Source organism: Catenulispora pinistramenti, assembly GCF_018274385.1.
GTDB classification, from domain to species: Bacteria; Actinomycetota; Actinomycetes; order Streptomycetales; family Catenulisporaceae; genus Catenulispora; species Catenulispora pinistramenti.
The window spans coordinates 18,365-42,277 of the sequence record NZ_JAAFYZ010000073.1 but is presented as its reverse complement, the minus strand read 5'-3'; the positions used below and the strand labels follow the sequence as shown (position 1 = coordinate 42,277).

Annotated in this window: 22 protein-coding genes; 13 read left to right on the top strand and 9 right to left on the bottom strand. The window is 70.2% G+C overall.

The annotated features are described in order from the left end of the window. Both KGQ19_RS21735 and rpsT read right to left on the bottom strand, forming a co-directional pair. The coding region (locus KGQ19_RS21735; RefSeq protein ID WP_212011043.1) for a serine/threonine-protein kinase at window positions 1-866 on the bottom strand (866 nt) is incomplete at its 3' end. Window positions 867-1,071: 205 nt separating this feature from the next. Beyond that, on the bottom strand, window positions 1,072-1,338 hold the full coding sequence (rpsT, locus tag KGQ19_RS51140) for a 30S ribosomal protein S20 (RefSeq protein ID WP_212011042.1): 267 nt from the start codon (window positions 1,336-1,338) through the stop codon (window positions 1,072-1,074). Window positions 1,339-1,634: 296 nt separating this feature from the next. On the opposite strand from rpsT, the gene lepA reads away from it, so the two are divergent. Next, window positions 1,635-3,488: a translation elongation factor 4 gene (lepA, locus tag KGQ19_RS21725; protein ID WP_307856472.1), complete on the top strand. Its 1,854-nt coding sequence runs from the start codon at window positions 1,635-1,637 to the stop codon at window positions 3,486-3,488. Between the two features lie 102 nt (window positions 3,489-3,590). Continuing rightward, complete coding sequence (locus tag KGQ19_RS21720) at window positions 3,591-4,298, top strand: PhzF family phenazine biosynthesis protein (protein ID WP_212011041.1); 708 nt, start codon at window positions 3,591-3,593, stop codon at window positions 4,296-4,298. Between the two features lie 71 nt (window positions 4,299-4,369). Here KGQ19_RS21720 and KGQ19_RS21715 read toward each other — a convergent pair whose 3' ends face one another. Beyond that, window positions 4,370-7,360 carry an RNA repair domain-containing protein gene (locus KGQ19_RS21715; RefSeq protein ID WP_212011040.1) on the bottom strand — a complete coding sequence of 997 codons (2,991 nt, stop codon included), beginning with the start codon at window positions 7,358-7,360 and terminating at the stop codon, window positions 4,370-4,372. A 6-nt stretch (window positions 7,361-7,366) separates the two neighbouring features. After that, window positions 7,367-9,127 carry an RNA ligase family protein gene (locus tag KGQ19_RS21710; protein ID WP_212011039.1) on the bottom strand — a complete coding sequence of 587 codons (1,761 nt, stop codon included), beginning with the start codon at window positions 9,125-9,127 and terminating at the stop codon, window positions 7,367-7,369. 173 nt (window positions 9,128-9,300) lie between these two features. Between KGQ19_RS21710 and KGQ19_RS21705 the strand changes: the two genes are divergently transcribed. From KGQ19_RS21705 to KGQ19_RS21685, 5 genes are all read left to right on the top strand, one after another. Continuing rightward, entirely contained in the window at window positions 9,301-10,527 is a 1,227-nt protein-coding gene (locus KGQ19_RS21705) for an MFS transporter (RefSeq protein ID WP_307856471.1), read from the top strand. Between the two features lie 110 nt (window positions 10,528-10,637). Then, entirely contained in the window at window positions 10,638-11,498 is an 861-nt protein-coding gene (locus tag KGQ19_RS21700) for an SDR family NAD(P)-dependent oxidoreductase (RefSeq protein WP_368862135.1), read from the top strand. 21 nt (window positions 11,499-11,519) lie between these two features. Beyond that, window positions 11,520-12,746, top strand: a complete 1,227-nt coding sequence (gene hemW, locus KGQ19_RS21695; RefSeq protein ID WP_212011037.1) for a radical SAM family heme chaperone HemW — start codon at window positions 11,520-11,522, stop codon at window positions 12,744-12,746. 13 nt (window positions 12,747-12,759) lie between these two features. Further along, window positions 12,760-13,446, top strand: a complete 687-nt coding sequence (locus tag KGQ19_RS21690; protein ID WP_212011036.1) for an MOSC domain-containing protein — start codon at window positions 12,760-12,762, stop codon at window positions 13,444-13,446. A 24-nt stretch (window positions 13,447-13,470) separates the two neighbouring features. Beyond that, window positions 13,471-13,998 (top strand): DUF4232 domain-containing protein, encoded by a 528-nt coding sequence (locus KGQ19_RS21685; protein ID WP_212011035.1) that lies wholly within the window; start codon window positions 13,471-13,473, stop codon window positions 13,996-13,998. Between the two features lie 73 nt (window positions 13,999-14,071). On the opposite strand, the gene KGQ19_RS21680 is transcribed toward KGQ19_RS21685, so the two are convergent. Together KGQ19_RS21680 and KGQ19_RS21675 are read right to left on the bottom strand one after the other, a co-directional pair. Further along, window positions 14,072-14,908 (bottom strand): DUF3097 domain-containing protein, encoded by an 837-nt coding sequence (locus KGQ19_RS21680; protein WP_368862136.1) that lies wholly within the window; start codon window positions 14,906-14,908, stop codon window positions 14,072-14,074. Window positions 14,909-14,928: 20 nt separating this feature from the next. Continuing rightward, on the bottom strand, window positions 14,929-15,783 hold the full coding sequence (locus KGQ19_RS21675; RefSeq protein ID WP_212011033.1) for an MBL fold metallo-hydrolase: 855 nt from the start codon (window positions 15,781-15,783) through the stop codon (window positions 14,929-14,931). A 243-nt stretch (window positions 15,784-16,026) separates the two neighbouring features. Here KGQ19_RS21675 and hrcA point away from each other — a divergent pair, with 243 nt between their 5' ends. From hrcA to KGQ19_RS21655, 4 genes are all read left to right on the top strand, one after another. After that, on the top strand, window positions 16,027-17,058 hold the full coding sequence (gene hrcA / locus KGQ19_RS21670) for a heat-inducible transcriptional repressor HrcA (protein WP_212011032.1): 1,032 nt from the start codon (window positions 16,027-16,029) through the stop codon (window positions 17,056-17,058). A gap of 68 nt (window positions 17,059-17,126) precedes the next feature. Further along, window positions 17,127-18,248, top strand: coding sequence for a molecular chaperone DnaJ (gene dnaJ, locus KGQ19_RS21665; RefSeq protein WP_212011045.1), 1,122 nt, complete (start codon window positions 17,127-17,129; stop codon window positions 18,246-18,248). 171 nt (window positions 18,249-18,419) lie between these two features. Next, window positions 18,420-19,163, top strand: a complete 744-nt coding sequence (locus tag KGQ19_RS21660) for a 16S rRNA (uracil(1498)-N(3))-methyltransferase (protein WP_212011031.1) — start codon at window positions 18,420-18,422, stop codon at window positions 19,161-19,163. A 113-nt stretch (window positions 19,164-19,276) separates the two neighbouring features. Continuing rightward, window positions 19,277-19,600, top strand: a complete 324-nt coding sequence (locus KGQ19_RS21655) for a hypothetical protein (protein WP_212011030.1) — start codon at window positions 19,277-19,279, stop codon at window positions 19,598-19,600. 10 nt (window positions 19,601-19,610) lie between these two features. On the opposite strand, the gene KGQ19_RS21650 is transcribed toward KGQ19_RS21655, so the two are convergent. Further along, window positions 19,611-20,102, bottom strand: coding sequence for a GNAT family N-acetyltransferase (locus tag KGQ19_RS21650; RefSeq protein ID WP_212011029.1), 492 nt, complete (start codon window positions 20,100-20,102; stop codon window positions 19,611-19,613). Beyond that, on the bottom strand, window positions 20,099-21,643 hold the full coding sequence (locus KGQ19_RS21645) for a N,N-dimethylformamidase beta subunit family domain-containing protein (RefSeq protein ID WP_212011028.1): 1,545 nt from the start codon (window positions 21,641-21,643) through the stop codon (window positions 20,099-20,101). Before KGQ19_RS21645 ends, KGQ19_RS21650 begins: the two co-directional genes overlap by 4 nt. A 56-nt stretch (window positions 21,644-21,699) precedes the next feature. Between KGQ19_RS21645 and KGQ19_RS21640 the strand changes: the two genes are divergently transcribed. Both KGQ19_RS21640 and KGQ19_RS21635 read left to right on the top strand, forming a co-directional pair. Next, complete coding sequence (locus KGQ19_RS21640; RefSeq protein WP_212011027.1) at window positions 21,700-22,062, top strand: HIT domain-containing protein; 363 nt, start codon at window positions 21,700-21,702, stop codon at window positions 22,060-22,062. 118 nt (window positions 22,063-22,180) lie between these two features. Continuing rightward, complete coding sequence (locus KGQ19_RS21635; protein ID WP_212011026.1) at window positions 22,181-22,738, top strand: hypothetical protein; 558 nt, start codon at window positions 22,181-22,183, stop codon at window positions 22,736-22,738. Between the two features lie 608 nt (window positions 22,739-23,346). On the opposite strand, the gene KGQ19_RS21630 is transcribed toward KGQ19_RS21635, so the two are convergent. Next, window positions 23,347-23,796: a GNAT family N-acetyltransferase gene (locus tag KGQ19_RS21630; protein WP_212011025.1), complete on the bottom strand. Its 450-nt coding sequence runs from the start codon at window positions 23,794-23,796 to the stop codon at window positions 23,347-23,349. Between the last annotated feature and the right edge of the window lie 117 nt (window positions 23,797-23,913).

Here is a 23,913-nt window from a genome sequence, read left to right as displayed (position 1 = left end):
GCCCCCGCGCCGTCAGCGCCCGGAGGCTGCACCTCCATAGCCATCGTCGGCTGTACCCCGGCGCCCTCCGACAGCACCTGCAGGATCCGGGCCGGCGTGGGCCGCGCGTTCGGGTCCTTCATCATGCATGCGCTGACCAGCTGCGCCAGCGTGCCGGTGAGCGCGGACAGGTCCGGCTCGCCGTTCATCACGCGCAGCATCGTCTCCATGGTGCCGCCGTCGCCGAACGGGGAGGCGCCGGTGGCCGCGTAGGCCAGGACCGCGCCGAGGGACCAGACGTCCGAGGCCGGGCCCACCTGCTGGCCGGAGACCTGCTCCGGGGACATGAAGGCCGGGGTGCCGACCACGGTGCCGGCCTGGGTGAGGTGCGCGCCGGCCGATTCGGCGGTGACCGCCAGGCCGAAGTCGATGACCCGGGGGCCGTCGTCGGCCATCAGGACGTTGCCCGGCTTCAGGTCGCGGTGGGTCAGGCCCTCGCGGTGGATGGCGTTCAGCGCCTCGGCCAGGCCCGCGGCCAGCAGCAGGACGTCCTGGTCCGGCATCGCGCCGCCGTCGGTGACCGCGCTCTCCAGGGACGGCCCCGGGACGAACGCCGTGGCCAGCCAGGCCGGGTCGCCGTCGGGGTCGGCGTCGACCACCGGGGCGGTGAAGAATCCGGAGACCTGGCGCATCGCCGTGACCTCGCGGCGGAAGCGCTGGCGGAACGTGGCGTCGTTGGTGAGCTCGGGGCGGATGACCTTCACCGCGACCCGGCGTCCGGACGGCGAGCGTCCCAGGTACACCTGGCCCATCCCGCCGGCGCCGAGCCGGTTCAGGATCTCGTAGCTGCTGATCCTTCGCGGATCTCCCGATCGCAGCGGCTCCATGAAGTCGTCCCCACCCCCTGTGATACCCGTGTGCTTGCGACAGCGCGCTCAGCGTAGCGCGCCGGTCCCACTCCTCACGTCGCGGTATGGCGGCCGCGCTGTGCGGGACCGGTACAAAAGCGCTCGGCGCGATCCCTTGGGGAAGGGATCGCGCCGAGGAGGAAGTTCTCTACCGCGGCGAGAGGGACCGCATGGCAGGGAAGGGTCAGCCCTGCAGGGCGTTCACGCTCTTGGCCAGCGCGGACTTCTTGTTCGCGGCCTGGTTCGCGTGGATGACGCCCTTCGAGGCGGCCTTGTCCAGCTCGCGGGAGGCGGCCTGGGCCAGCTCCTGCGCCTTCGCGGTGTCGCCGGACTCGACGGCCTCGCGGGTCTTGCGGATCGCGGTCTTCAGCGAAGACTTGACGGCCTTGTTGCGCAGGCGCGCCTTCTCGTTGGTCTTGATCCGCTTGATCTGGGACTTGATGTTCGCCACTGAAAGATGCCTCTGCTTTGGTGAGATAGTTGGTGGTGGGCGCGAGGCAACGCACGCGCCACGCAAGGGACCAGACTAACAGGCGCCCGTGTGCGGACCCAAACCGGGCACGTGGCCGGTGACGTCCGCATATACCGGTCCCACTATCCCCGTAGGTCATGGGACGATAGGTGCCAGTGTAATAAACCCTGTAGCCGATCCCCAGCCCCCCAGTAGCCAGCCCCAAATAGCCAGCTCCCAAAGAGAGCCGGCTCCCAGATCCTCAGCACGCCGCCCCGGACAGACTGGACCTCGAGTTGCCCGCCCTGCCGCCGAACATCCCGCAGCCGTCGAACACCGACCAGGCGCTGATCCGCAACTTCTGCATCATCGCCCACATCGACCACGGTAAGTCGACCCTGGCCGACCGGATGCTCCAGCTCACCGGTGTGGTCGACGAGCGCGCCATGCGCGCGCAGTACCTGGACCGGATGGACATCGAGCGCGAGCGCGGGATCACCATCAAGTCGCAGGCGGTGCGGCTGCCGTGGCAGGCCGACGACGGCAAGACCTACATCCTGAACATGATCGACACCCCCGGGCACGTGGACTTCACCTACGAGGTCTCGCGCTCGCTGGCGGCCTGCGAGGGCACGCTCCTGCTGGTCGACGCGGCCCAGGGCATCGAGGCGCAGACCCTGGCCAACCTGTACCTGGCCATGGAGAACGACCTGCAGATCATCCCGGTGCTGAACAAGATCGACCTGCCGGCCGCGCAGCCGGAGAAGTACGCCGAGGAGATGGCCCGGCTGATCGGCTGCGAGCCCGACGAGGTGCTCCGGGTCAGCGCCAAGTCCGGCGTCGGCGTCCCGGACGTGCTCAACGAGGTGGTCCGGCGGGTCCCGGCCCCGGCCGGCGACCCGAACGGCCCGGCCCGCGCGATGATCTTCGACTCGGTCTACGACTCCTATCGGGGCGTGGTCACCTACGTCCGGGTGGTCGACGGCCACCTGAGCAAGCGCGAGCGCATCCAGATGATGTCCACCGGCGCCACCCACGAACTGCTGGAGATCGGCGTCATCTCCCCGGAGTCCACGCCCTCCCAGGGCCTGGGCGCCGGCGAGGTGGGCTACCTGATCACCGGCGTGAAGGACGTGCGCCAGTCCAAGGTCGGTGACACCGTCACCACCCAGCACAAGGGCGCCACCGACTCCCTCGGCGGGTACAAGGAACCCAAGCCGATGGTGTTCTCCGGCATCTACCCGATCGACGGCTCGGACTACCCGGAGCTGCGCGAGGCCCTGGACAAGCTGCAGCTCAACGATGCCGCGCTGGTCTACGAGCCGGAGACGTCGGCGGCCCTGGGCTTCGGCTTCCGCTGCGGCTTCCTGGGCCTGCTGCACCTGGAGATCATCCGCGAGCGGCTGGACCGGGAGTTCAACCTGGACCTGATCGCCACCGCACCCTCGGTGGTCTACCGGGTCGAGATGGAGGACGGCACCGAGCACATCGTCACCAACCCCTCGGAGATGCCCGGCGGCAAGGTGACGGCGATCCACGAGCCGGTGGTGCGGGCGACCATCCTGACCCCGAACGAATTCGTCGGGGCGGTGATGGAGCTGTGCCAGAGCCGGCGCGGGGCGCTGCTGGGCATGGACTACCTGTCCGAGGACCGCGTCGAGATCCGCTACACGCTGCCGCTGGCCGAGATCGTCTTCGACTTCTTCGACTCGCTGAAGTCCAAGACCCGCGGCTACGCCTCGCTGGACTACGAGCCCACCAGCGAGCAGCAGGCCGACCTGGTGAAGGTGGACATCCTGCTGCACGGCGAGACCGTCGACGCGTTCTCGGCGATCGTGCACAAGGACAAGGCCTACGCCTACGGCGTGCGGATGACCGAGCGGCTGCGCGAGCTGATCCCGCGCCAGCAGTTCGAGGTGCCGATCCAGGCCGCGATCGGTTCCCGGGTGATCGCCCGCGAGTCGGTCCGGGCGATGCGCAAGGACGTGCTCGCCAAGTGCTACGGCGGCGACATCTCGCGCAAGCGCAAGCTGCTGGAGAAGCAGAAGGAAGGCAAGAAGCGGATGAAGATGGTCGGCCGGGTCGAGGTGCCGCAGGACGCCTTCATCGCCGCGCTGACCAACGAGACCGGTGACAAGGCCAAGAAGTAGCGCCGAGAAGTAACCCCAAGAAGTAACCGCAAGAGGTAACGCCGAGGGGTAAAGCCGCGAAGTAACACGCTTACGGCCGGGCGCGGGCAGTAGCCTGGCGGCATGAGCGTGATGGCCGACGTCCACATAGTCCGGGTGTTCACCGATGCGCACGGGTTGTTCGGCAACAACCTGGGCGTGGTGCTCGGCGCCGGCAAGCTCGACGCCGACGCCGGCCGCAAGCTGGCCTCGGACCTGCGGTTCAGCGAGGTGGTCTTCGTCGACGACGTCGAGGAGGCCCGGCTGCGCATCTTCACCCCGGCCGCCGAGCTGCCGCTGGCCGGGCACCCCCTGGTCGGCACGGCCTGGCTGCTGTCCCGGCTCACCGGCCGCGAGGTGCCCACACTGCGCCCGCAGCAGGCCGCCGAGGTCCAGACCTGGTCCGAGGACGGCCGCACCTGGATCCGCGGCCGGATAGACGACGCCCCGGCCTGGGGCCTGGTCGAGGTCGCCGACGAGGCCACGGTCGAGACGCTGTCGGTGCCGCCGGGGCCGGAGTACCGCCGACACCAGTTCTGGGCCTGGCTGGACGAGCCGCGCGGGGTCATGCGGGCCCGCGTGTTCGCGGCCGACAGCGGGGTCGACGAGGACGAGGCCACCGGGTCGGCGGCGATGCGGCAGGTCGGCGCGTTGCGGCGGCCGCTGGTGATTCGGCAGGGGTGGGGATCGGAGATCCTGGCTCGGCCGGCGCAGGTGACCGGGTGGGCTGAGATCGGGGGGCGGGTCGCCGGGGACGGCATGCGGACTGTGACGGTTGGAGGGATGGCCTAAGCGGCCGGGGCCGGCGGCTCGCCCGGCCTGCCCGGCCCGCAACAACTTACGTAGTTCTACGCACGTCGCGGTCAGACGAGGGTGGGGACGCTGCCGTTGTCGGCGAGCTCGACCGTGACGCCGTTGAGGCCGCGGAGCCAGGGCTTGGCGATCCCGGCCAGTTCATCGCGGGTCGGCGGGGTGCGGCCCAGGCCGATCGCGAAGCGGAGTTCGGCGGCTGTGGCGGGACTGGTGCTGGTGCTGACGTCGGTGCCGGTGCCGGTGCCGGTGCTGACGCTGATGCCGGCGCTGATGCCCGTGCTGGTCGCGGTGGCGTGGAAGGCGCGGGGCCAAGCGTGGACGTCGGTGATCCCGGCTTCGTCGAGGGCTGACAGCAGGCTGCGGGTGCGGCCCCGGACGCGTCCCTCCAGCACGTCGCGCTGTTCGATGCCGTCCGCGCCGAGGGTGATCACGGCCCAGCGCCGGTGCCGTCGGTGCATCGGTGGCGGCGCGAGGAGGAGCGGGAGCGGATCGGGCGCGGAGGTGACGGTCTCCCACGCGCTGTAGAGCTCTTCGCTGACCAGGTCACGCATCGCCGGGGTGAGGTGCAGCGTCAGGTCACGGATCGGCGCGGTGGGGGTGGGGATCGGCTCGCGCCAGTCGTGGGCGGCCCAGGTCTCGAAGAAGTCGGTGAGGTCGCGGCAGCGTGCGGCCATCAGCGCCCACGCGAGTCCCGGCAGCCCGCCGAGCGGCGCGGCGTCCAGGCCCCGGGCGCGGGCCCAGGCCTTGGCCACCCGGACATGCGGGCCCGGCCGGAGGGCGAGGATCGCCTCGGCGTCGGAGACCGCGGACAGGGAGCTGGCGATGGTCTCGCCGAGCTCGGCGCGGCGCGCGACGGCCTCGGCGGGCGCGATGTCGCCGGTCGGGGCCAGCACGAGATCGGCGTTGAGTCCCGGCGCGACGATGCGCAGCCCCGGCACCCGTGCCGCGACCAGTTGCCGCACGCGGTGCCCGGGGCCGAGCGCGGCGATGACACGGCGCTGGAGCGCGTCGATGTCCGGGGCGCCGGGGACGGCCGCGACGAGGTCGAGGTCGGCGCCGGGGAGGTGGGTGCCGGTGCGGCGGGAGCCGACGGTGTGGACGACGGCTTCGGGGAGGGCTTGGGTGATGCGGGCGGTGAGGGTGGCGGCGGCAGCGTTGTCCGAGGCGGCGGCAGCGGTGGCGGCATGGTTGTGCGAGGCAGCAGCGGCGGCGTCGTGCGAGATACGGGCAGCGGTGGCGGCATGGTCATGTGAGGCAGCGGTGGCGGCGTCGTGCGGGACAGCGCCGGCGGCGGCATCCATCCAGCGAATCGCGCCACTGCCCAGCTCGACCATCGCGCGCACCTCCATCGGGCCCTCGCCGCGTCGTGAGAGCAGCGCCAGCTCGGTGACCTCGGCCGTGACGGGCGCGAGCTTGACCGCCGTGCGGCTCGGGTCCGCGACCTTGCCGATCGTGAGGTGCGGCGTGAAGGCGTCGCGGTTGCGGCAGGTCGGGAACATCTCGAGCAGCGCCGCGTGGAGCGTCTGCCAAGCGCCGCCGGTGGGGTGGAGCCACAGGGTGCTGTCGTGGCGATGGGTGAAGTGCCGTACCTCCGCCAGCTCTGTTGCGAAGCCGCCGACTGTGGCCGCGGCCTTGCCGAGCCGGGGGAGTGCGGCGTCGAATTCGGACTCGGGGATGAAGCCGAACAGCAGGTTGATGTGGGGTGGCCAGCGCAGCACCTGGGGATCGAGCCGGTGCCGGACCTCCTGGATCGGGTCCCAAACCGAGGTCGGCGGAAGCCAGGCGACAGCGGTGCGGGCGGTCGGTGCCGTGTCGGTCGCGGCGGCGGGGACGGTCGCGGCGGCCTCAGGGCTCGGGCTCGGCATCGAGGCAGAAGGCGTCACCACCGCGCGGATTCCGTAGTGGTCGGAGACGTAGAGCCCGTCCGCGTCCGGCGCGTCACCGACCAGCCGGGCCTGGGAGGCTTCGGCGCCGAGGAGCAGCACCCGGTCCAGGCGCTTGGCCTGCCCGGTCAGGGACGAGATCGCGGCCAGCGGGTTCACCGACGGGTCGAACGTCGCGGTGTCGTCGGCCGTGCCGTGAACCTGCGTCCACGCGTCCGTCAGGCCCAGACGCGTGGCCGGTGCCTCGGTGTCGTCGTTGAAGTCGCCGACCAGCACCACGGGTACCGGAACCGTCTTGAGCGGGGCCGGGGATGCTGGGCGGAATCCGTCCGCGAGCTGCGCGAGCTGTTCGGCACGCAGCCCCGCGCCGTTCGCGGAGTGATCGCTGCTCAGGTGCGTGTCGGCGACGACAACCGGCCCCGCGGCCGTCTCGACGACCAGCGCTGTGACCGCCTTGTAGCGACCCAGCTCATGCCATCCCGCCTCGATCACCGGCAGCCGGCTGAGTACGAACACACCGCTGTCGGCGACATCCGACGAGCGCGGATCGCCGCCGAGCGTCCACTCGGCGCGCACCCACTCCTCGGCCAGCAGCATCTTGACCAGCGCCGGCTCGGCCTCCTGCAACGCGATGACGTCGACGTCCGCGTCCCGCAACGCAGCCAGCAGCATCGGACGGCGCTCGGCGGTGTGGATCAGCTCCTTGTCATAGCGATCCCACAGCGTGTTCCATGTCAGAACCCGCAGCTCCGAATCAGTCCCCGAGCCGGACCCGGACCCGGACGACCCGGATCCAGCCGAAGCCGAAGCCGTAGATGAAGACGAGGCCGAATCCGCGACCGGCTGCCACCGGCCCTCCGCGAAGGCATGCGGCGTCCGCGGCTCGAAGAACGGCGCCGCCAACAGCCGCTCCCGCCGCGCCAGCCCCGCGCCGGACGCGTCCAGCGCGTCCAGGCCCGAGGCCCGGTCCCAGACCAGCCGGCCGTCGGCCTCGAAGAACAGGACGCGGTGCCACGGGATGTCGCCGTGCGGATCGAACGAAGGCAGCGGTACCCGCTTCGGCCCGCGCCCGCGCTGCTCCAGGCCGAGCACGAACCGCGACGCGTCGAAGCGCGCGTCCCACCGCACCCGGTGGTAGATCTCCTGGCTGGTACGCATCGCCGCTCAGCCCTCCCAGATCGAGTACGCGAGGCTGTCGAACGAGGCATCGCAATCGAATGAGGCATCGCCGTCGACGGTGTCGACGTACGTCGCGCGGTGCGCCTCGCCGGGGTACGGCGGATCGAAGCGGCGCACCTGGGCGGTCAACACCTTCGCGGGGACGGGATTCGCACGCTGAGCGTTCCGCTCTTCCAGCACAGCGGCAGGTGCCAAGTGCACCCGATGCTCAATCAGGGCATTGCGGCGTCGAGCGGCCCCGTCCACGAGTCCTCGCTGTTGGCGGGTCAGGGACGTCGCGTCCCAGACCACATCAGCTCCGCGCGCCAAGGCCTCGTCAAGCAGCCGCAGCCCGGCAGAGAGCACTTCCTGGTTAGCCGACTGATCGGCCCGCGACCCACGCGCGGTGCGGAGGTCGTCGAGACTGACGAGCACAGTGCTATCGGTATCGGTATTGGCCCGGCCTGCGAGAGCGGAGGCCGTCGAGCTCTTGCCGCTGCCGGACACGCCCACCAGGTGGAGCAACCGCGGGAAATCGCCGTCACGCCATCGCCAAGTGGCCGCAGCAGCTTCTTCCGCGGACGAGATGCGGCCTTCAGCGAACAGCAGACGAGCTTCGCCCCAGCAACGGTCGGCAGCCAGCGGCGACAGCTCGGCGAAGGCATCACGACAAGCCGAGCGGAGCCCTTGTATAGGCGATCCGGGAAGCAGCCCGCAGTCCTCGGCGAACAAGAGCGACCACGTGACGTTCTCCATAGCAGCGCTGTCCGAAGCCGTAGCGGCGGCAACAGAGTGAAGCATGGCCAAGTCCGTACCGAACGACATGCGTGCAAGCCCCGCACGCCGGTATTCGTCGTCAATGGACGTATGCAGACGAGGCGCGAGGCCCACAGCATCCGCGATACGTCGCACAGTCGGCATCTCCAGAGACGCTGCAAGGCCCGCCATAAGCGCCGCTCGCGGTCGGGAATGCAGAAGGGAAGCTGTAGCTCCGACCAAGCGTGTGTTGCCGTAGCAGTTCGCGGCATCGAGGCGGGAGTAAGCATCAAACAAGAGGTCGTCCTGCTCCACCGGCTCTACAGAGAGCGCAGTGGTCAAGTCCTCAGCGCTGACGTCGACCCCACTGCGCACAGCCCAGAACGGCGCCTTGGCTCCCAGCTGGTTGGGCACCACCTCGGCGTGCATCCAGTGCTTATCAGTCTGCACATGCGACGGCCGAACCCACTTAGCGACCCGCTCCGCGAACTCGCTATAGGCGAATCCCTCCGCGGCCCGTACTACGTACCCCTCCTGGCGCGTCAGGTCCAGCTTCAGCTGCTTCCGGATCAGCTTCTCGTCGAACGGGCCGGCCCAGAGCACCCGTGGCGTCGGGATTCCGAGGTCCTGGAAGAACGCCACAGTGGACGTCCAGTCCAGGCACTGATCGCCGTCCCATACAGAGAAGCCGTAGAAGTACCCGTCCAGATCCCCATAAGAGATCGAATGTCGCGCGAACAGGTTCTCCCCAGAGATCCGCCACCCCTCAGGAATGCGCGCGGCGATGCGGCTGTGAAGCGCCTTCACCCAAGCGCGCGAAGGGTGATGCGCGGAGTCTAGAGAGCGCGCATGGAGGCCGTCCCTGTAGAGAGTCGTGTTCTCGCCGTCCATCTTCTCGGTGACGACGACGTATCGGCCTTCGAGCCCCGACAAATCGCGGGCACGCACATCATCCGCCGTGGCGCCGGGCGACCAGGGCAGGTGAGCAGTGCGGGGATAGTGGACTCGCATGGCGCCACTGTAGGGATCGCTTGCGCGGCGTTCTACGGAATAACCACCCGCGCGAGCCACGCCGCGCACCGTCCGCGATGAGCAGTTGTAATACCCTTCCGGCGTGACTGGGCATGACGCTAAGCTCGGCACTTCAGGCGTTGGGGAGATCGCCACGGGAGGGTGTTTTGCGCGTGCTGCCACAGGACCGGGTCCAGCGGACCATGGCCGTAGCCACGTTCGTCAACACGATCGGCAACGGCATGTACATGACCGTCATGGTCATGTACTTCACGCGGTCCGTGGGGCTGCCGGCCGCGCAGGTGGGGCTCGGGCTGACCATCGCCGGGCTGTTCGGGCTGGTCGCGGGAGTACCGGTCGGGCATCTGGCGGACCGGCGGGGGCCGCGCGAGGTGAGTGTGGTGCTCGGGGTGATGTCCGGGCTGGTGATGGTGGGCTTCACCATGGTCCACAGCTTCTGGCAGTTTCTCGGGGTGGCAGTGGTCGAGAACCTGGTCGCCTCCAGCAATCGGGCGGCGCGCGGGGCGATGATCGCGCGGTTCGGGGGCGCGGACAAGGCCGTGTTCCGCGCGTATCTGCGGTCGGTCACCAACGTCGGGATCGCGTTGGGCGGCGTGGCCGGCGGGCTCGGGCTGGTCTTCGACACCCGGGCCTGGTACGTCGGCCTGATCGGCTTCAACGCCGCCTCGTTCCTGGTCTCCTCGGCCATCGCGCTGCGGGTGCCGCGGATGGCTCCGCTGCCGGTCCCGCCGGGGGCCAACCGGTGGCTCGCGTTGGCGGACCGGCGGTTCCTGGCCTGCGCGGCGCTGATCGGCGTGATGAGCATGCAGTTCGAGGTGCTGTTGTTCGCCGCGCCGCTGTGGATCGCCAAGTTGGGGCACGCGCCGCGCTGGACGGTCGGGGCGGTGCTGGTGATCAACACCGTGTTGGTGGCGGGGTTGCAGGTGCGGATGAGCCGGGGCGTGGACACGATCGCCAAGGCGGTGCGGGCGACGGTGCGGTCCGGGTGGGTCTTCGCCGGGGCCGCGGTGTTGTTCGGCTCGATCGGGTGGGTGCCGGCCTGGGCGGCGGTGGTGCTGCTGCTGGTCGCGGCCGCCGTGCACTCGATCGGGGAGATCGTGCAGCAGGCCGGGGTGTTCGAGCTCGGATACGAGTTGGCGGCCGAGCACGCGCAGGGGCAGTACCAGGGGCTGCTGGGGATGATCACCGGGGCCGCGATGTCGCTCGCGCCGGGGATCTACTCGCTCACCTGCGTGGACTGGGCCCCGGCCGGGTGGTTCGTGATCGGGGCGGTGTTCGCGGCCGCCGGCTGCGCGATGCCGTTGGCGGTGCGGATCCGGCCGCCGGCGCTGCTGGCCGTGGCGGAGGAGCAGGGTGCGGCGGTAGCCGCGACCGCGTAGGTCCGCAGCCCGCGGCTGATCGTGTAGGCCCGCGCAGTCGCGTAGACCCACAGCCCGCCGTCGATCGCCCGGGCGCCGTCTGCTTGCGAATCCCGCGCCGCTCCGGTGCGATGATGCCCATGACCGCGTCGAAGACCGTCCTCATCACCGGTACCTCCTCCGGCATCGGCCTGGCCGCGACGGTCGGCGCCGCCCGCGCCGGCTGGGATGTGGTGGCCACCATGCGCGACCCCGGTAAGGCCGGCCGACTGCTCGCCGAGGCCGGTGCCGTGGGCGTCGGGGGCCGGGTGCACGTGGAGCGGCTGGACGTCACCGACGCGGACGGCATCCGGTCCTGCGTGGCCCGGACGGCGGCCGCGCACGGCGGGCTGGACGCGGTGGTGAACAACGCCGGGGCCGGGCTGGTCGGGACGATCGAGGTCAGCGGCATGGATCCGGTCCGGGCCGCCATGGAGGTCAACTACTTCGGCGTGGTCGAGGTCACCAAGGCCGCGCTGCCGCACCTGCGCGCTTCCCGGGGCCGGCTGGTCACCGTCACCAGTGTCGGCGGCGCGGTCGGCCAGCCGTTCAACGAGGCGTACTGCGCCGCGAAGTTCGCCGTCGAGGGCTTCATGGAGGCGCTGGCCTCGGTCGCGGCCACCGTCGGGGTCCGGGTCACGGTGGTCGAGCCCGGCGCGGTGGCCAGCGAGTTCGTCGCCAGCCAGCGGCTGGACGTGCGGGCCATGGTCGCCGACGCCGGTCCCTACGGCCCCGCCCTGCACGCCTACATCGAGCGTGCGCGCCAGTCCTTCGGCAACGCGCAGAGCGCCGAGGCGGCCGCCGCGACGATTGCGGAGGTGCTGGACGCCGCGGACCCGCCGTTCCGGGTCCAGACCTCGGAATGGGCCCGCGGGTTCGTCGGGGCCAAGCTGGCCGACATCGACGGCTCCGCGGTGCAGGCCACGATGGCGCAGTGGGTCGGGGCGACCTGACCTGTAAGAGACAATAAAGGCATGCCAGGTGTTCTTCCCGACGGTGAACCCGTCCCCACAGACGGATCGCTGCCGCCCCAGGCCCTCGCCGAGCCCGACCTGTCCCGCACGCCGCTCGCGTTCTACATCCACGTCCCGTACTGCGCGACCCGCTGCGGCTACTGCGACTTCAACACCTACACCGCCTCCGAGCTCGGTGGCGGTGCCTCCCAGGCCACCTACGCGGCCACCGCGATCGAGGAGATCCGGCTGGCCCGCAAGGTGCTCGGCGGCGCGGACCTGCCGGTGCGGACCGTGTTCTTCGGCGGCGGCACGCCGACCATGCTTCCGGCCCGCGATCTGGTCGCGCTGCTCGGCGCGGTCCGGGACGAGTTCGGGCTGGCGCCGGACGCCGAGGTCACCACGGAGGCCAACCCCGAGTCGGTGGACCCGGCCTACCTGGCGGAGCTGCGGGCCGGTGGGTTCAACCGGATCTCGTTCGGGATGCAGAGCGCGCGCGAGCACGTGCTCCAGATCCTGGACCGCCGGCACACGCCCGGACGGCCCGAGGCCTGCGTCCGCGAAGCCCGTGCGGCCGGGTTCGAGCACGTCAATCTCGACCTGATCTACGGCACCCCCGGCGAGAGCGACGACGACTGGCGCGCCTCCCTGGACGCCGCGATCGGCGCGGCCCCGGACCACGTCTCGGCGTACTCGCTGATCGTCGAGGACGGCACCCGCCTGGCGGCCCGGGTGAAGCGCGGCGAGCTGCCGATGATCGACGACGACGTGCACGCCGACCGCTACCTGATCGCCGAAGAGCGCCTGGCCGCCGCCGGCTACTCCTGGTACGAGGTCTCGAACTGGGCCGCCTCGCCGCAGGGCCGCTCGCGCCACAACCTGCTCTACTGGACCGGCGCGAACTGGTGGGGAGTCGGCCCCGGTGCGCACAGCCACGTCGGCGGCACGCGCTGGTGGAACGTGAAGCACCCGAGCGCCTACTCGCAGCGCGTCGCCGCCGGCCACTCCCCGGCGCACGCCCGCGAAGTGCTGGCCGCCGAGGACCGGCGGGTCGAGCGGATCCTGTTGGAACTGCGGCTGGACTCCGGCTGCGATATCAGCATCCTGCAGCCGGCCGGACGCAAGGCCGCGATCCGCGCTGCCGCCGAGGGCCTGCTCGATCCGCGGTTACTGGCCGAAGGGTTTGCGGTCCTTACCCTGAAGGGAAGACTGCTGGCAGACGCGGTTGTCCGCGATCTCGTCGACTGAGAGGATGGGCGCCATGAGCACTGCGCGCCCGGACGCCGTCGGCGGTCTCCTGATCAGTGTCAACGTCGGAGTGCCCCGCGATGTGGAGCTGAACGGGGAGGTCCGGCAGACCGCGATCTTCAAGGATCCGGTGCCCGGCCGGGTCAAGGTCGTCGACCACCACGTCGAGGGCGACCGGCAGGCCGACCGGGTCGACCACGGCGGCGTGCACAAGGCGGTCTACGCCTACTCCCGCGAAGACCTCGACTTCTGGGCCGCCGAACTCGGCCGCGAGATCGAGGACGGGTTCGTCGGCGAGAACCTGACCATCAGCGGCTACGACGTCAGCCACGCGGTGGTCGGCGAGCGCTGGCGGGTCGGCGGCGTGGAGTTCGAGGTGGCGCAGCCGCGGATCCCGTGTTGGAAGCTCGGTGTCCGGGCCGGCGATCAGCGCATGACCCGCCGGTTCGAGCAGGCCCTGCGGCCCGGCGCCTATCTGCGGGTGGTGACCGAGGGCGACGTCGGGGCCGGCGACCCGGTCGAGGTGTTGTCGCGGCCGGAGCACGGCTTCACGGTCACCGACGCCTCCCGGATCTTCCATCGCGACCGCGCCGAGGCCGAGCGGCTGCTGGCGGTCTCCGAGCTCGCGCCGCCGCTGAAGCAGTGGGCGCGTAAGCGGCTCGGGATCCCCGAGGAAGAGGTCGAGGCCGGACAACCGTAGGGGGGTTCCCTGCCAGGAGGAACCATGCATCCGATCTCCCGCAGCGCCGGAGCGCTCACGGCGGTAGCGGCTGTCAGCGCCCTGACGACCGCGGGCTCCGATCCCGACCCGACGCGGACCAATGGCGTCGCGACCGGAATCGGGACCGCTGTGACCACGGAGTCCTGTGCCGGGCTGGTTGCCAAGATCGTGCCGCTGCGCGGCGCCGCGGCCGGCACCACGTTCTCGAACCTGGTCATCGTCAACCGCGGCAAGACCAGCTGCACCCTGCCCGGGCAGCCCGAGCTCGACTACCTCGGTGCCGACCACCTGCGGATCCCGGTCGCGCTCAGCCCCGATCAGCGCGTGCCGTCCTACCGGCTCAAGCCGGGCGCCTGGGCCGCGATGGCCATCGGCTACGGCACCGACGGCAACCCGCCCTGCGACACGAAGATCGCCTACGTGCGCGTCACCCCGCCCGGCGTCGTCCTGCCCTTCGACGGCGGCACCCACTGCGCGAACGACGGCGCCTACGAAGAGAACTGGTCCGCCGGGTCCTACGCCGCGCCGTAGTGAACCGCACTGAACCGCGGTAAACCGCAGTGAGGCGCACTGAACCGCGGTGAACCGCTGTGAGGCGTCGGGTCTACGCCCCCGGCGACGTCACGAAATCGATCAGCTCCTCGACCCGGCCCAGCAACTCCGGTTCCAGGTCCCGGAAATCGCGCACCGAACGCAGGATCCGCTTCCAGGCCGCCGGAGTGTTCACCGGCCAGCCGAGGGCTTCGCAGACCCCTTCCTTCCACGGCCGGCCGTGCGGGACCCGCGGCCAGGCCTGGATGCCCACCGCGGCTGGTTTCACCGCTTCCCAGACATCGATGTAGGGGTGGCCGACCACCAGCAGGTGCTCGGCATACGCCGAACGCATCGCCGCCTCGACGATGCGCGCCTCCTTCGTGCCCGGCACCAGGTGGTCGACCAGCACGCCGAGCCGCGCGTCCGGGCCCGGGCGGAAGCCGTCCACGATCGCCGCGAGATCGTCCACGCCTTCCAAGTACTCGACCACGACGCCCTCGACCCGCAAGTCGTCGCCCCAGACCTTCTCGACCAGTTCGGCGTCGTGCCGGCCCTCGACGTAGATCCGGCCGGCGCGCGCCACCCGGGCCCGGGCCTTCGGGACCGCGATCGAGCCCGAGGCGGTCCGCTGCGGGGTCGCAGGGCTCTGGGACGTCTTCGGGGCGATGAGGGTGACCGGACGGCCGTCGATCCAGAAGCCGGGGCCGAGCGGGAAGACGCGGTGCTTGCCGAGCCGGTCCTCCAGGGTGACCGTGGGGCCGCCGGGCATCTTCTCGACCCGGATCACCGCGCCGCAGAAGCCGGTCTCGACGTCTTCGACCACGAGGTCGCGGACCGCTTCCACTTCGGTGGAGACCGGCCGGCGCCGGGTCGCGGACAGGTCGGCGGTGTATTGCTTGCTGCGGATGTCGGGCTCTGGCACGCCCGCTAGATTACGCCGAGCCCGCCGGAGAGCTGGGCGTAGCCGCGCTTCACCGCGTTGGCGAACCAGGAAGTGTCCTCATACGGCCAGGTGCCGGCCGCCAGCGCGCGCTCGACCGGGACGCCGTCCGCGTGCAGGGCCCTGATCTGGGCGGCAACAGAGGTGACGAATTCCTGTTGCCCCTGAAGGAATCCGCGATCCGCGGGGTCGCCGTGGCCGGGGACGTAGGTGGTCGTCTCGGCGGTGAAGCCGGCGAGCTCGGCGAGCGTCCCCGGCCAGTCCAGCGGGAAGGAGTCGCTGCCGAACGCCACCGGGCCGGACTGCTCGACCAGGTCCCCGCTGATCGCGACCGCCGCGTCCGGCAGCCAGACCACCAGGTCGTTGTCGGTGTGGCCGCGCCCGGCGTGGCGCAGCTCGGCCGATCGGCCGCCGAGGTCGAGGACGTGCCGGTCGGCGACCAGGTGATCGGGCTTGCGGACCACCAACTCGTCCATCTTCGCCTTCCACTCCGGGCTCTCGTTCCGCACGGTCTCCCGGAACGCCACGAACTCCGGATCGTCCGGGTCGAAGTCCGGCATGTTCCGGTGGCCCCAGAAGTCCGCGGGCGGCACCAGGTGCGGCACGTCGAAGGCCGCGTTGCCCCACATGTGATCGAAATGCGTGTGGGTGTTGACGACCCAGCGCACCGGCAGCGGTGTGAGTTCCGCCAACTCCGCGCGCAGTTCCCGCCCCTCCCGCACACTGCACCGGGTGTCGGCCACCAGGACGCCCTCCCCGCCGAGCACGGCGGTCACGGTGATGTTCACGGGCTCGAAGCGGCGGGTGAAGACGCCCTCGGCGATCTCGGTCCAGGCACTCATGCTTCGATCCTGCCAGCAGCGGGCAGATCGGGGACGGATACCGAACGCGCGGGCGGTAATAGGGGGAGGGGCTCAGGCGGACACAGCCGTCGCGCGATGGACACGACCTGGGCCGCAGCCATTACGGCGCCGGGGGACGGACCATTCCCCGCTACTCGCCGTTACACTGAAAGGAATGCCCTGGCACTCCCCCGCGGTGAGTGCCAGGGAGGGCCAGCCGGGCCGAGGAGAGCGGAGGCGGGTGTGACGACCGAGAGCAGGCTCGACGAGCGCAAGCTCGACGTGCTCCGCGCCATCGTGCAGGACTATGTCGCCACCAGGGAGCCGGTCGGCTCCAAGGCCCTGGTCGAGCGGCACAACATCGGTGTGTCGCCGGCCACGATACGCAACGAGATGGCCGCCCTGGAGGACGAGGGCTACATCCACCAGCCGCACACCAGCGCCGGCCGGGTGCCCACGGACAAGGGCTACCGGCTCTTCGTCGACCGGCTCTCGCAGGTCAAGCCGTTGTCCGGGGCCGAGAAGCGGGCCATCCACTCCTTCCTGGACGGCGCCGTCGACCTGGACGACGTGGTGGCCCGCACCGTGCGGCTGCTGGCCCAGATAACGCAGCAGGTCGCGGTGGTCCAGTACCCGTCGCTGAGCCGGTCGGCGGTGCGGCACGTGGAACTGGTCCCGCTGACCCCCTCCCGGGTGATGCTGGTGCTGATCACCGACACCGGCCGGGTCGAGCAGCGGATCGTGGACTGCGGCACCATGGTGCCCGAGGGCACCCTGGCCGACGTGCGGGCCCGGCTGAACGCCGAGGTCGGCGCGCGGCGCCTGGGCGACGTCCCGAACCTGCTGGCCGACTTCTCCGAGCGGTTCGCCGCCGAGGACCGCAACTGGGTCGGGGTGCTGATCGCGACCCTGCTGGACGCGGTGGTCGAGCAGCGCGAGGAGCGGATCGTGATGGCCGGCACGGCGAATCTGGCCCGGTTCCGGCACGACTTCCCGGACACGGTCTATCCGGTCCTGGAGGCGCTGGAGGAACAAGTGGTGCTGCTGCGCTTGTTCGGAGAGGCGCAGGGCGGACTCACGGTGCGGATCGGCCACGAGAACGCGCACGAGGGTCTGGTCGGCACTTCGGTGGTGAGCACCGGATACGGTCGGGGCGAGCGGGATGTGGTCGCTCACCTGGGCGTACTCGGGCCCACCCGGATGGATTACCCCGGCATGATGGGCGCGGTCACCGCCGTAGCCGCCTATGTGGGGCGCATACTGGCTGAGACCTAAGCTCTTGGTTCCACGTAGCGTGTATTCGATGAAGTTTTTTCTGGGCGGAGTCTAGCGAGGGCATGTCGGTGTCGACGGATTACTACGCGGTCCTGGGTGTGCGGCGCGATGCCACGCAGGACGAGATCAAGAAGGCGTACCGGCGCCTGGCCCGTGAACTCCATCCGGACGTCAACCCGGATCCGGGGACCCAGGAGCGGTTCAAAGAGATAGGCATGGCCTACGAGGTCCTGTCGGACCCGCAGAAGCGCCAGATGTACGACCTCGGCGGGGATCCGCGGGGCGCCGGCGGTGCCGCGGGCGGCTTCGCCGGCTTCGGGTTCACCGACATCATGGACGCCTTCTTCGGCGGCCAGACCGCGCGCGGCCCGCGTTCCCGGGTGCGCAAGGGCAACGACGCGCTGATCCGGATCGAGATCGAGCTGGCCGACGCGGCCTTCGGCTCGGCCCGGGAGATCAGCGTGGACACCGCGGTGATCTGCGTCGCCTGCTCCGGCGAGGGTTCGGCCCCGGGCACCCACCCGGTCACCTGTGACATGTGCAACGGCCGCGGCGAGGTCTCCCAGGTCACCCGCTCGTTCCTGGGCCAGGTCATGACCTCGCGGCCGTGCCCGCAGTGCCAGGGCTTCGGCACCGTGGTCCCCTCGCCCTGCCCGGAGTGCAGCGGCGAGGGCCGGGTGCGCACCCGGCGCAAGCTGACCGTGAAGATCCCGCCGGGCGTCGACAACGGTACCCGGATCCAGCTGGCCGGCGAGGGCGAGGTCGGCCCCGGCGGCGGTCCCGCGGGCGACCTGTTCATCGAGATCGTCGAGCTGCCGCACCCGATATTCCAGCGCCGCGGCGACGATCTGCACTGCACGGTGACGCTGCCGATGACGGCCGCCTCGCTGGGCACCAAGCTGCCGCTGGAGACCCTGGACGGCCCGGCCGAGATCGACGTCCGCCCCGGGACCCAGTCCGGGCACGCGATCACGCTGCGCGGCCGGGGTATCCAGCACCTGCGCGGCACCGGCCGGGGCGACCTCATCGTGCACGTCGAGGTGAAGACCCCGTCGAAGCTGGACGCCGAGCAGGAGGATCTGCTGCGCCGGCTGGCCAAGCTGCGCGGTGAGGAGCGTCCGTCCGGGGAGTTCGCGCCCGGGCAGCAGAAGCTGTTCTCGCGGCTGCGGGACGCCTTCAACGCTCGCTGACCGCCTGACCGCCTGACCGCGGGACTGCTGATCGCTGGCAGCTGACCAGCTGACCGTTGCCGCTGCCCGCTGCTCGCCGATGGGTGAGGGCCGACCGCTGACGCCCGCGGCCGGCCATCCGCATCCGCATCCGCGCCGCCCGCTGTAGCCGTTCACCCGTTAAGGAAGCACTTGAGCACCGCACCGGTCTTCTTCTGGCAGGACACTGAGACGGCCGGCCGCGGTGCTCGCGTGCGTCTGGACGGTGCCGAGGGGCGGCATGCCGCCCTCGTGCGCCGGCTCGCCGCCGGGGAGCGGGTGGACCTCGCGAACGGCGCGGGGGTGGTCGCCGAGTGCGTGGTGGCGGTGGCGCACAAGGACTGGCTGGAACTGGATGTCCGCGACGTGGTGCGCACACCGGCACCCACGCCGCGGATCACCGTGGTCCAGGCGCTGCCCAAGGGCGATCGCGGCGAGACGGCCGTGGAGACGATGACCGAGATCGGCGTCGACGCGGTGGTGCCGTGGGCGGCCAGTCGGTCGATCGTGCAGTGGAAGGGCGAGCGCGGCGAGAAGGCGCTGAACAAGTGGCGCGCGACGGCGCGGGAGGCGGCCAAGCAGTCCCGCCGCGCCTGGTGGCCGACCGTGGCGGCGCTGCACTCGACCGCCGAGGTGGTGAAGCTGCTGGCGGAAGCCGATCAGGCCCTGGTGCTGCATGAGGACGCTCAGACGCCGCTGGCGGGGCTGGAGGTGGCGCACGCGGGCTCGGTGGTGCTGGTGATCGGGCCGGAGGGGTCGATCGCGCCGCAGGAGCTGGCGGCGTTCGAGGCGGCCGGGGCGCGCGCTTACAAGATGGGGCCGACGGTGCTGCGGACGTCGACGGCCGGGACCGCCGCCGCGACGGTGGTGCTGGCCAAGTCGGGGCGTTGGGGATAGCCGGGACAGGTCCTCCGGATGGCGCATTGAGCAACCCGCCGGGGCCGTGGAAGCGATCGAATAGAACGGATGAGCGAATTCGATGCGCGCCCGAGCGCGCTGAGAGGAGCGTCATGTCCGTATTCGTGACACTGAAGATCCCCGGTGATCCACAGGCGATGGAGCGGTACGCAAAGGAAAACCCGGAGAAGCTGCAGGGCATCGTTGAGGGGGCGAAGCGCCATGGCCTCATCGCGCACCGCTTCTACGGCTCCCAGGACGGGAGCAGCCTCATGGCGCTCGACGAGTGGCCCGACAGCGAGAGCTTCGAGGCGTTCTTCGCCGAGCAGCAGCCCGCGATCCAGCCGTTGATGGAGGCCATCGGGGTGACAGGACAGCCGGAAGCTGTTTTCTGGCAGGGACTCGCCACCGGCGATGCCTACGGTTGGGGTGCCTGACCAGCCGTACTTACAACCCCAGCCGCATGTGGAGGTTGGTCACCTCGTAGCCGAGACCCTTGTAGAGCTGGTACGCCCGGTCGTTCGACCCGTGCACATTCAGGGCTATGTACTCGGCGCCGAGCGCACGGGCCGCAGCCGTCGCGGCCTCCATGATCGCCCGGCCGTAGCCTACGCCTCGCAGCTCTTCCTCAACGTGGACGTCGTAGACGAAGGCCTCCGTGGTGGGGCCGGCTGTTCGCAGCGCTACCCACAGGGAGCCCACCCGCTGTTCGGTGTCGACGTCCCGGGCTATCCACAGATGCTGTCCGTAGGTCTCCGGACCCGCGGGCAACAGACCTTCCGTGACGTCCCAGCCCTGCTGTTGTGCCGTCTCGATGGACCAGTGTCCTTCTCGGACCTGAGCCATCGCGTAGTCGGAAGCGGTTTTCGCCCGCCACGGCCCGAACTCTTGCGCCGTCATCGGATCCAGGCGGACGTTCCTGGTGGGTTTCACCGTCATGAAGACCTCTTCAGCGTGTGCTTCACCTTCCGACCCACCCGCTTCACCACCGGCTTGGTCTTCGCCGACACCGCCGACGGACTGGCCTCGCGCTTCAGGGCCGCGGTCATCGCGGCGCGGCGGCGTGCCGACCGCGACCCCAGGCCGTCCCCGGCCGCGATGCGGGCCAGCAGCGCGGCGGTCGCGGCCTCGATCCGCGGGTCCGCGAAGCCCTCGCGGCCCAGCGCCATCGGCCAGAAGAAGGTGCCGGCGTCGAAGACCCACGCGCCGCTGGGCTTGCGGTGCAGCACCGTCTGCTGCTCGCGGGTGCCGTCGGCGCCGTCGGTGTAGGCCGAGCGGGCCAGGATCGTGAACTCGGTGCCCTCAGCCTTCTGATACTTGTCCTGGACGCTGTCCGCCTCGCCGCCGACCAGGCCGGGGAACGTGTCCCCGGCGCTGACGCCGGCCGCCTGCCAGAACCAGTGGTCGGCGTTCGTGACGACCAGCGGGGCGTCGCCCTTGACCAGGCTGATGTACTGCGCGCCGAGCAGCTCCTGCTCGGGCAGCCGCAGATCGCGCCACATGACCGTCTGGCCGGGGCGCTTGGTCTTGACCGGGTCCTGGCGCGACTTGAAGCAGGTGATCGTCGAGCCCTCGTAGCGGACGTGCCAGTAGACGTTGTTCGCCTGCAGGAAGACCGTCGAGACACCCGAGTCCAGGGCCTTCACCAGCGTCTTGCGCATCCCCGCCGACCAGTACTCGTCGTGGCCGGGGAAGATCAGGCCCTTGTAGTTCAGCGGGTCGACGCGGCCCTCGTTGAGGTCGGCGCTCGCGGCGTACTCCATGTCATAGCCCTGACGTTCGGCCCACACGACGAAGTCGTGGACCCGCTCGGCCTCGCGCGGCATGCCGGTCAGCTCGTAGGGGCGTCGGAAGGAGACCGATGACGCACGCAGCTTGCTGCTCTGCTCGCCGTTCGCGTCGAAGCCGTAGTAGAGGTTCTTACCGCGCGCGTTGTCGAAGGGGTACATGTTGTACGCCTGGTAGCAGGCGAACGGGACGACCACCAGCCAGCTTGTGCGGCGGCGCAGGTTGCGGACGACGAAGGGGACGTAGTTGGCGCCCGCTGCGCTGGTCGCGCTGTCTGTACCTTCTTCACCCTCAGCGCCGTCAGCACTGCCCTTGGCGCGCAGCACCGCGAGGTACGCCCCGGACTTCCAGTCCGCAGGCACGTTCAGCCGCCACGCCGGCTCCCACAGACAGCTGACCATCCCGGTCTCCGGATCCGTCACCGGCCCGGGCTGCGGCACCACGGCGACCGGCTCGCTGCTGCCGAGCAGCGCGGTCCGGTGCTCCCCATACGCGCCGACCCGGTAGATCTCGACAACGACCTCCCGTGGCTCGGCGACGTCGATGTGGAAGTCGACCGACTCCCCGGGAGCCACCGCGGTGGCCGAGGCGAAGCCCTTGACCGCGGCCCGGGCATCGTCGCTCAGGTCCGGGACGTCGGGCAGGGTGCCGATCGCGGCGGCGGCCGGGTCGAACCCGTCGAGGAGGCGCATGGTGCCGTAGCCTATCGCCGGAAAACCCCGACCAACGGGCGTCCAAGGAGGACACGATGGCCGACGGCCAAGCACAACCCGACTGCCTCTTCTGCAAGATCGTGGCCGGCGAGATCCCGGCAACGGTGGTCCGCCAGACAGACCTCACCTTCACCTTCAAGGACATAAACCCGCAGGCCCCGGTCCACGACCTGATCGTGCCCCGCGCGCACTACCGGAACGCCGCCGAACTGGCCGCCAACGCACCAGAGCTGGCCGCCGCCCTCCTGACCGAAGCAGCCGAAGTCGCGAAGGCGGTGGGCATCGCGGACGGCGGCTACCGCATCGTGTTCAACACCGACGCCCACGCCGGGCAGACGGTCTTCCATGTGCACGCACACGTGCTCGGCGGCGACTTCTTGAGCACTTTCGGGACCTGAGCGGCTTCGGGACCTGAGCAGCGCGGGGGCCTCGTGGACGTGGGATCTCGGTGAGTGAGCGCGAGTGGGTGGGGTTCGCAGCAGAGAGCTGGGCGAGCTGAGGAACAGGCGCCAGCGCATGGCGGGATTCGATGGCGAGAAGCTGGGTCGGTGGAGCTTGCGCGTCGGCGCGGCCTACTGCGCGGTCCTCGGCAGCGTGGCCGCCCTCGCGGCGGCACCGCTGGCCCGGTGGGTGGCGCTTCCGGAAGCCGTTCTGGCGCTGGCCGGAGCCGGAGCCGGAGCCGTGGTCGTGGTGTGGGCCGGGCTGGTGCTGTGGCTCCTGTCCCGGGTGCCGCTGCGTTGGGCGCTGCGGCTGGTGATGGCGGTCAACGTGGTCGCGGCCGGTGTGGTGGCGGTGGTTGCGCTTCGGGCTTTGTCGGAGACGGCTGGGGGTGTTTGGGGTTCGGGGTCCGGGTTGCGGTTTGTGTGTGGGTTTCAAAGCTTTTTACGGCCTTCGGTTATAGTTGTGCCGGTTCGGGGTTCGGGGCGGCGGGTGTGTTTGTCGGCTGCCGGTTTTCGCGTTCACAACCCCGCCGCACCTCAGGCCTCTTCAACTCCAGCAAGTCAGAACAAGGACAAAGGCCAGATCAAGAGCAAGATCAAGAGCCACAGGCAAGATCAAAGTCAAGGGCTGTGATGAAGGGCCGGGCCTCCGGCGGGCCTCGGCAACCTCAGGGAAACTAGCGCGGTTCCCTAGGGTGGCTGATCTAGTCTCAGCGGCGGCGGTTTGTGGGGTGGTGCGGTCCGTTCCCCTCGGTCGCGTCGTCAGCCCGGGGGGTACAGCACCGGTGTCCGGGGGTAAAGTCCGCGCGCGGCGGTTGGGCGTGTGAGCTGCGGTTTTGTGCAGCGCGAACTTGACCCCCGGCCACCGGCACTGTAGGCGAAGCCCTGCCGACGCGACCGAGGGGAACGAACCGAAAACCAGCCGGAAGAAAAGCAATCACAGGGACCGAGGACGCAGGTTGGTTGGTGCGGGTGCCGGTGCGACTTTGGCTGCGAGGCCAATGCGCCATCCGCCGGTGTCCATCTTGGCAGTCGGGCTTGGCAGTCGGGCCGGTCCGCGCCTGCCAACCCAAATGCACGCTCCTGGACTATCGCGTTGCCCGCTCTAGTACCGGCTGTCCGTTCCGGAGGAACATTGCCAGCCGTGGCCTCGCTCACGTTGTAGTTGGCAAGGTTGTTCCGGTCGCCTAGCGGGATTCTGTTCGGACTAATCTTGCCGCTCGCGCAGGCGCGGTTAACAGATCATGTCTGTGGTGGACGGGCGAGGAAGGCGCTCTTGGCGTCGGGGCTGAAGCCGCATGCCTTGTAGAACGCGAGGGTCGATGGCCTGCGGGAGCCGGTCATCAGCATCGCCTTGTAGCAGCCGGCATCCCATGCGACCTGAAGCGTTGCCGCCATGATGCGTTTGCCCAGGCCTGTCCCACGCAGCGCCTTCTCTACGACCACGTTCTCGATCACCGCGTAGGGGGACGACGACCGCGAGAGGTTGGGGATCACGTTCAGGTAGGTGGTGGCGACGATGGCGCCATCGTCGTCGAGGACGAACAGGTGCAGGCCCGGTCGATCGATGATCGCGGCGAACGCGGCTGCGTCCGAGCCGTCCGTGACGATCGGGTCGTCCGGGTTCAGTTGCCGGTAAAGGCATTGAACGTGTTCGAAGTCGTCAAACCCGGCCTCGCGGAAGACAAGCACGGGCTCACGTTAGCGCGTCCGCCCTGCGAGCTGGGCATTGGCAAGCTTCTTCCGATCACCACCACCTCGCCGGCAAGCCGAAGACACCGGCGGCCGAATTCGGCGAGTCGCCGGTAC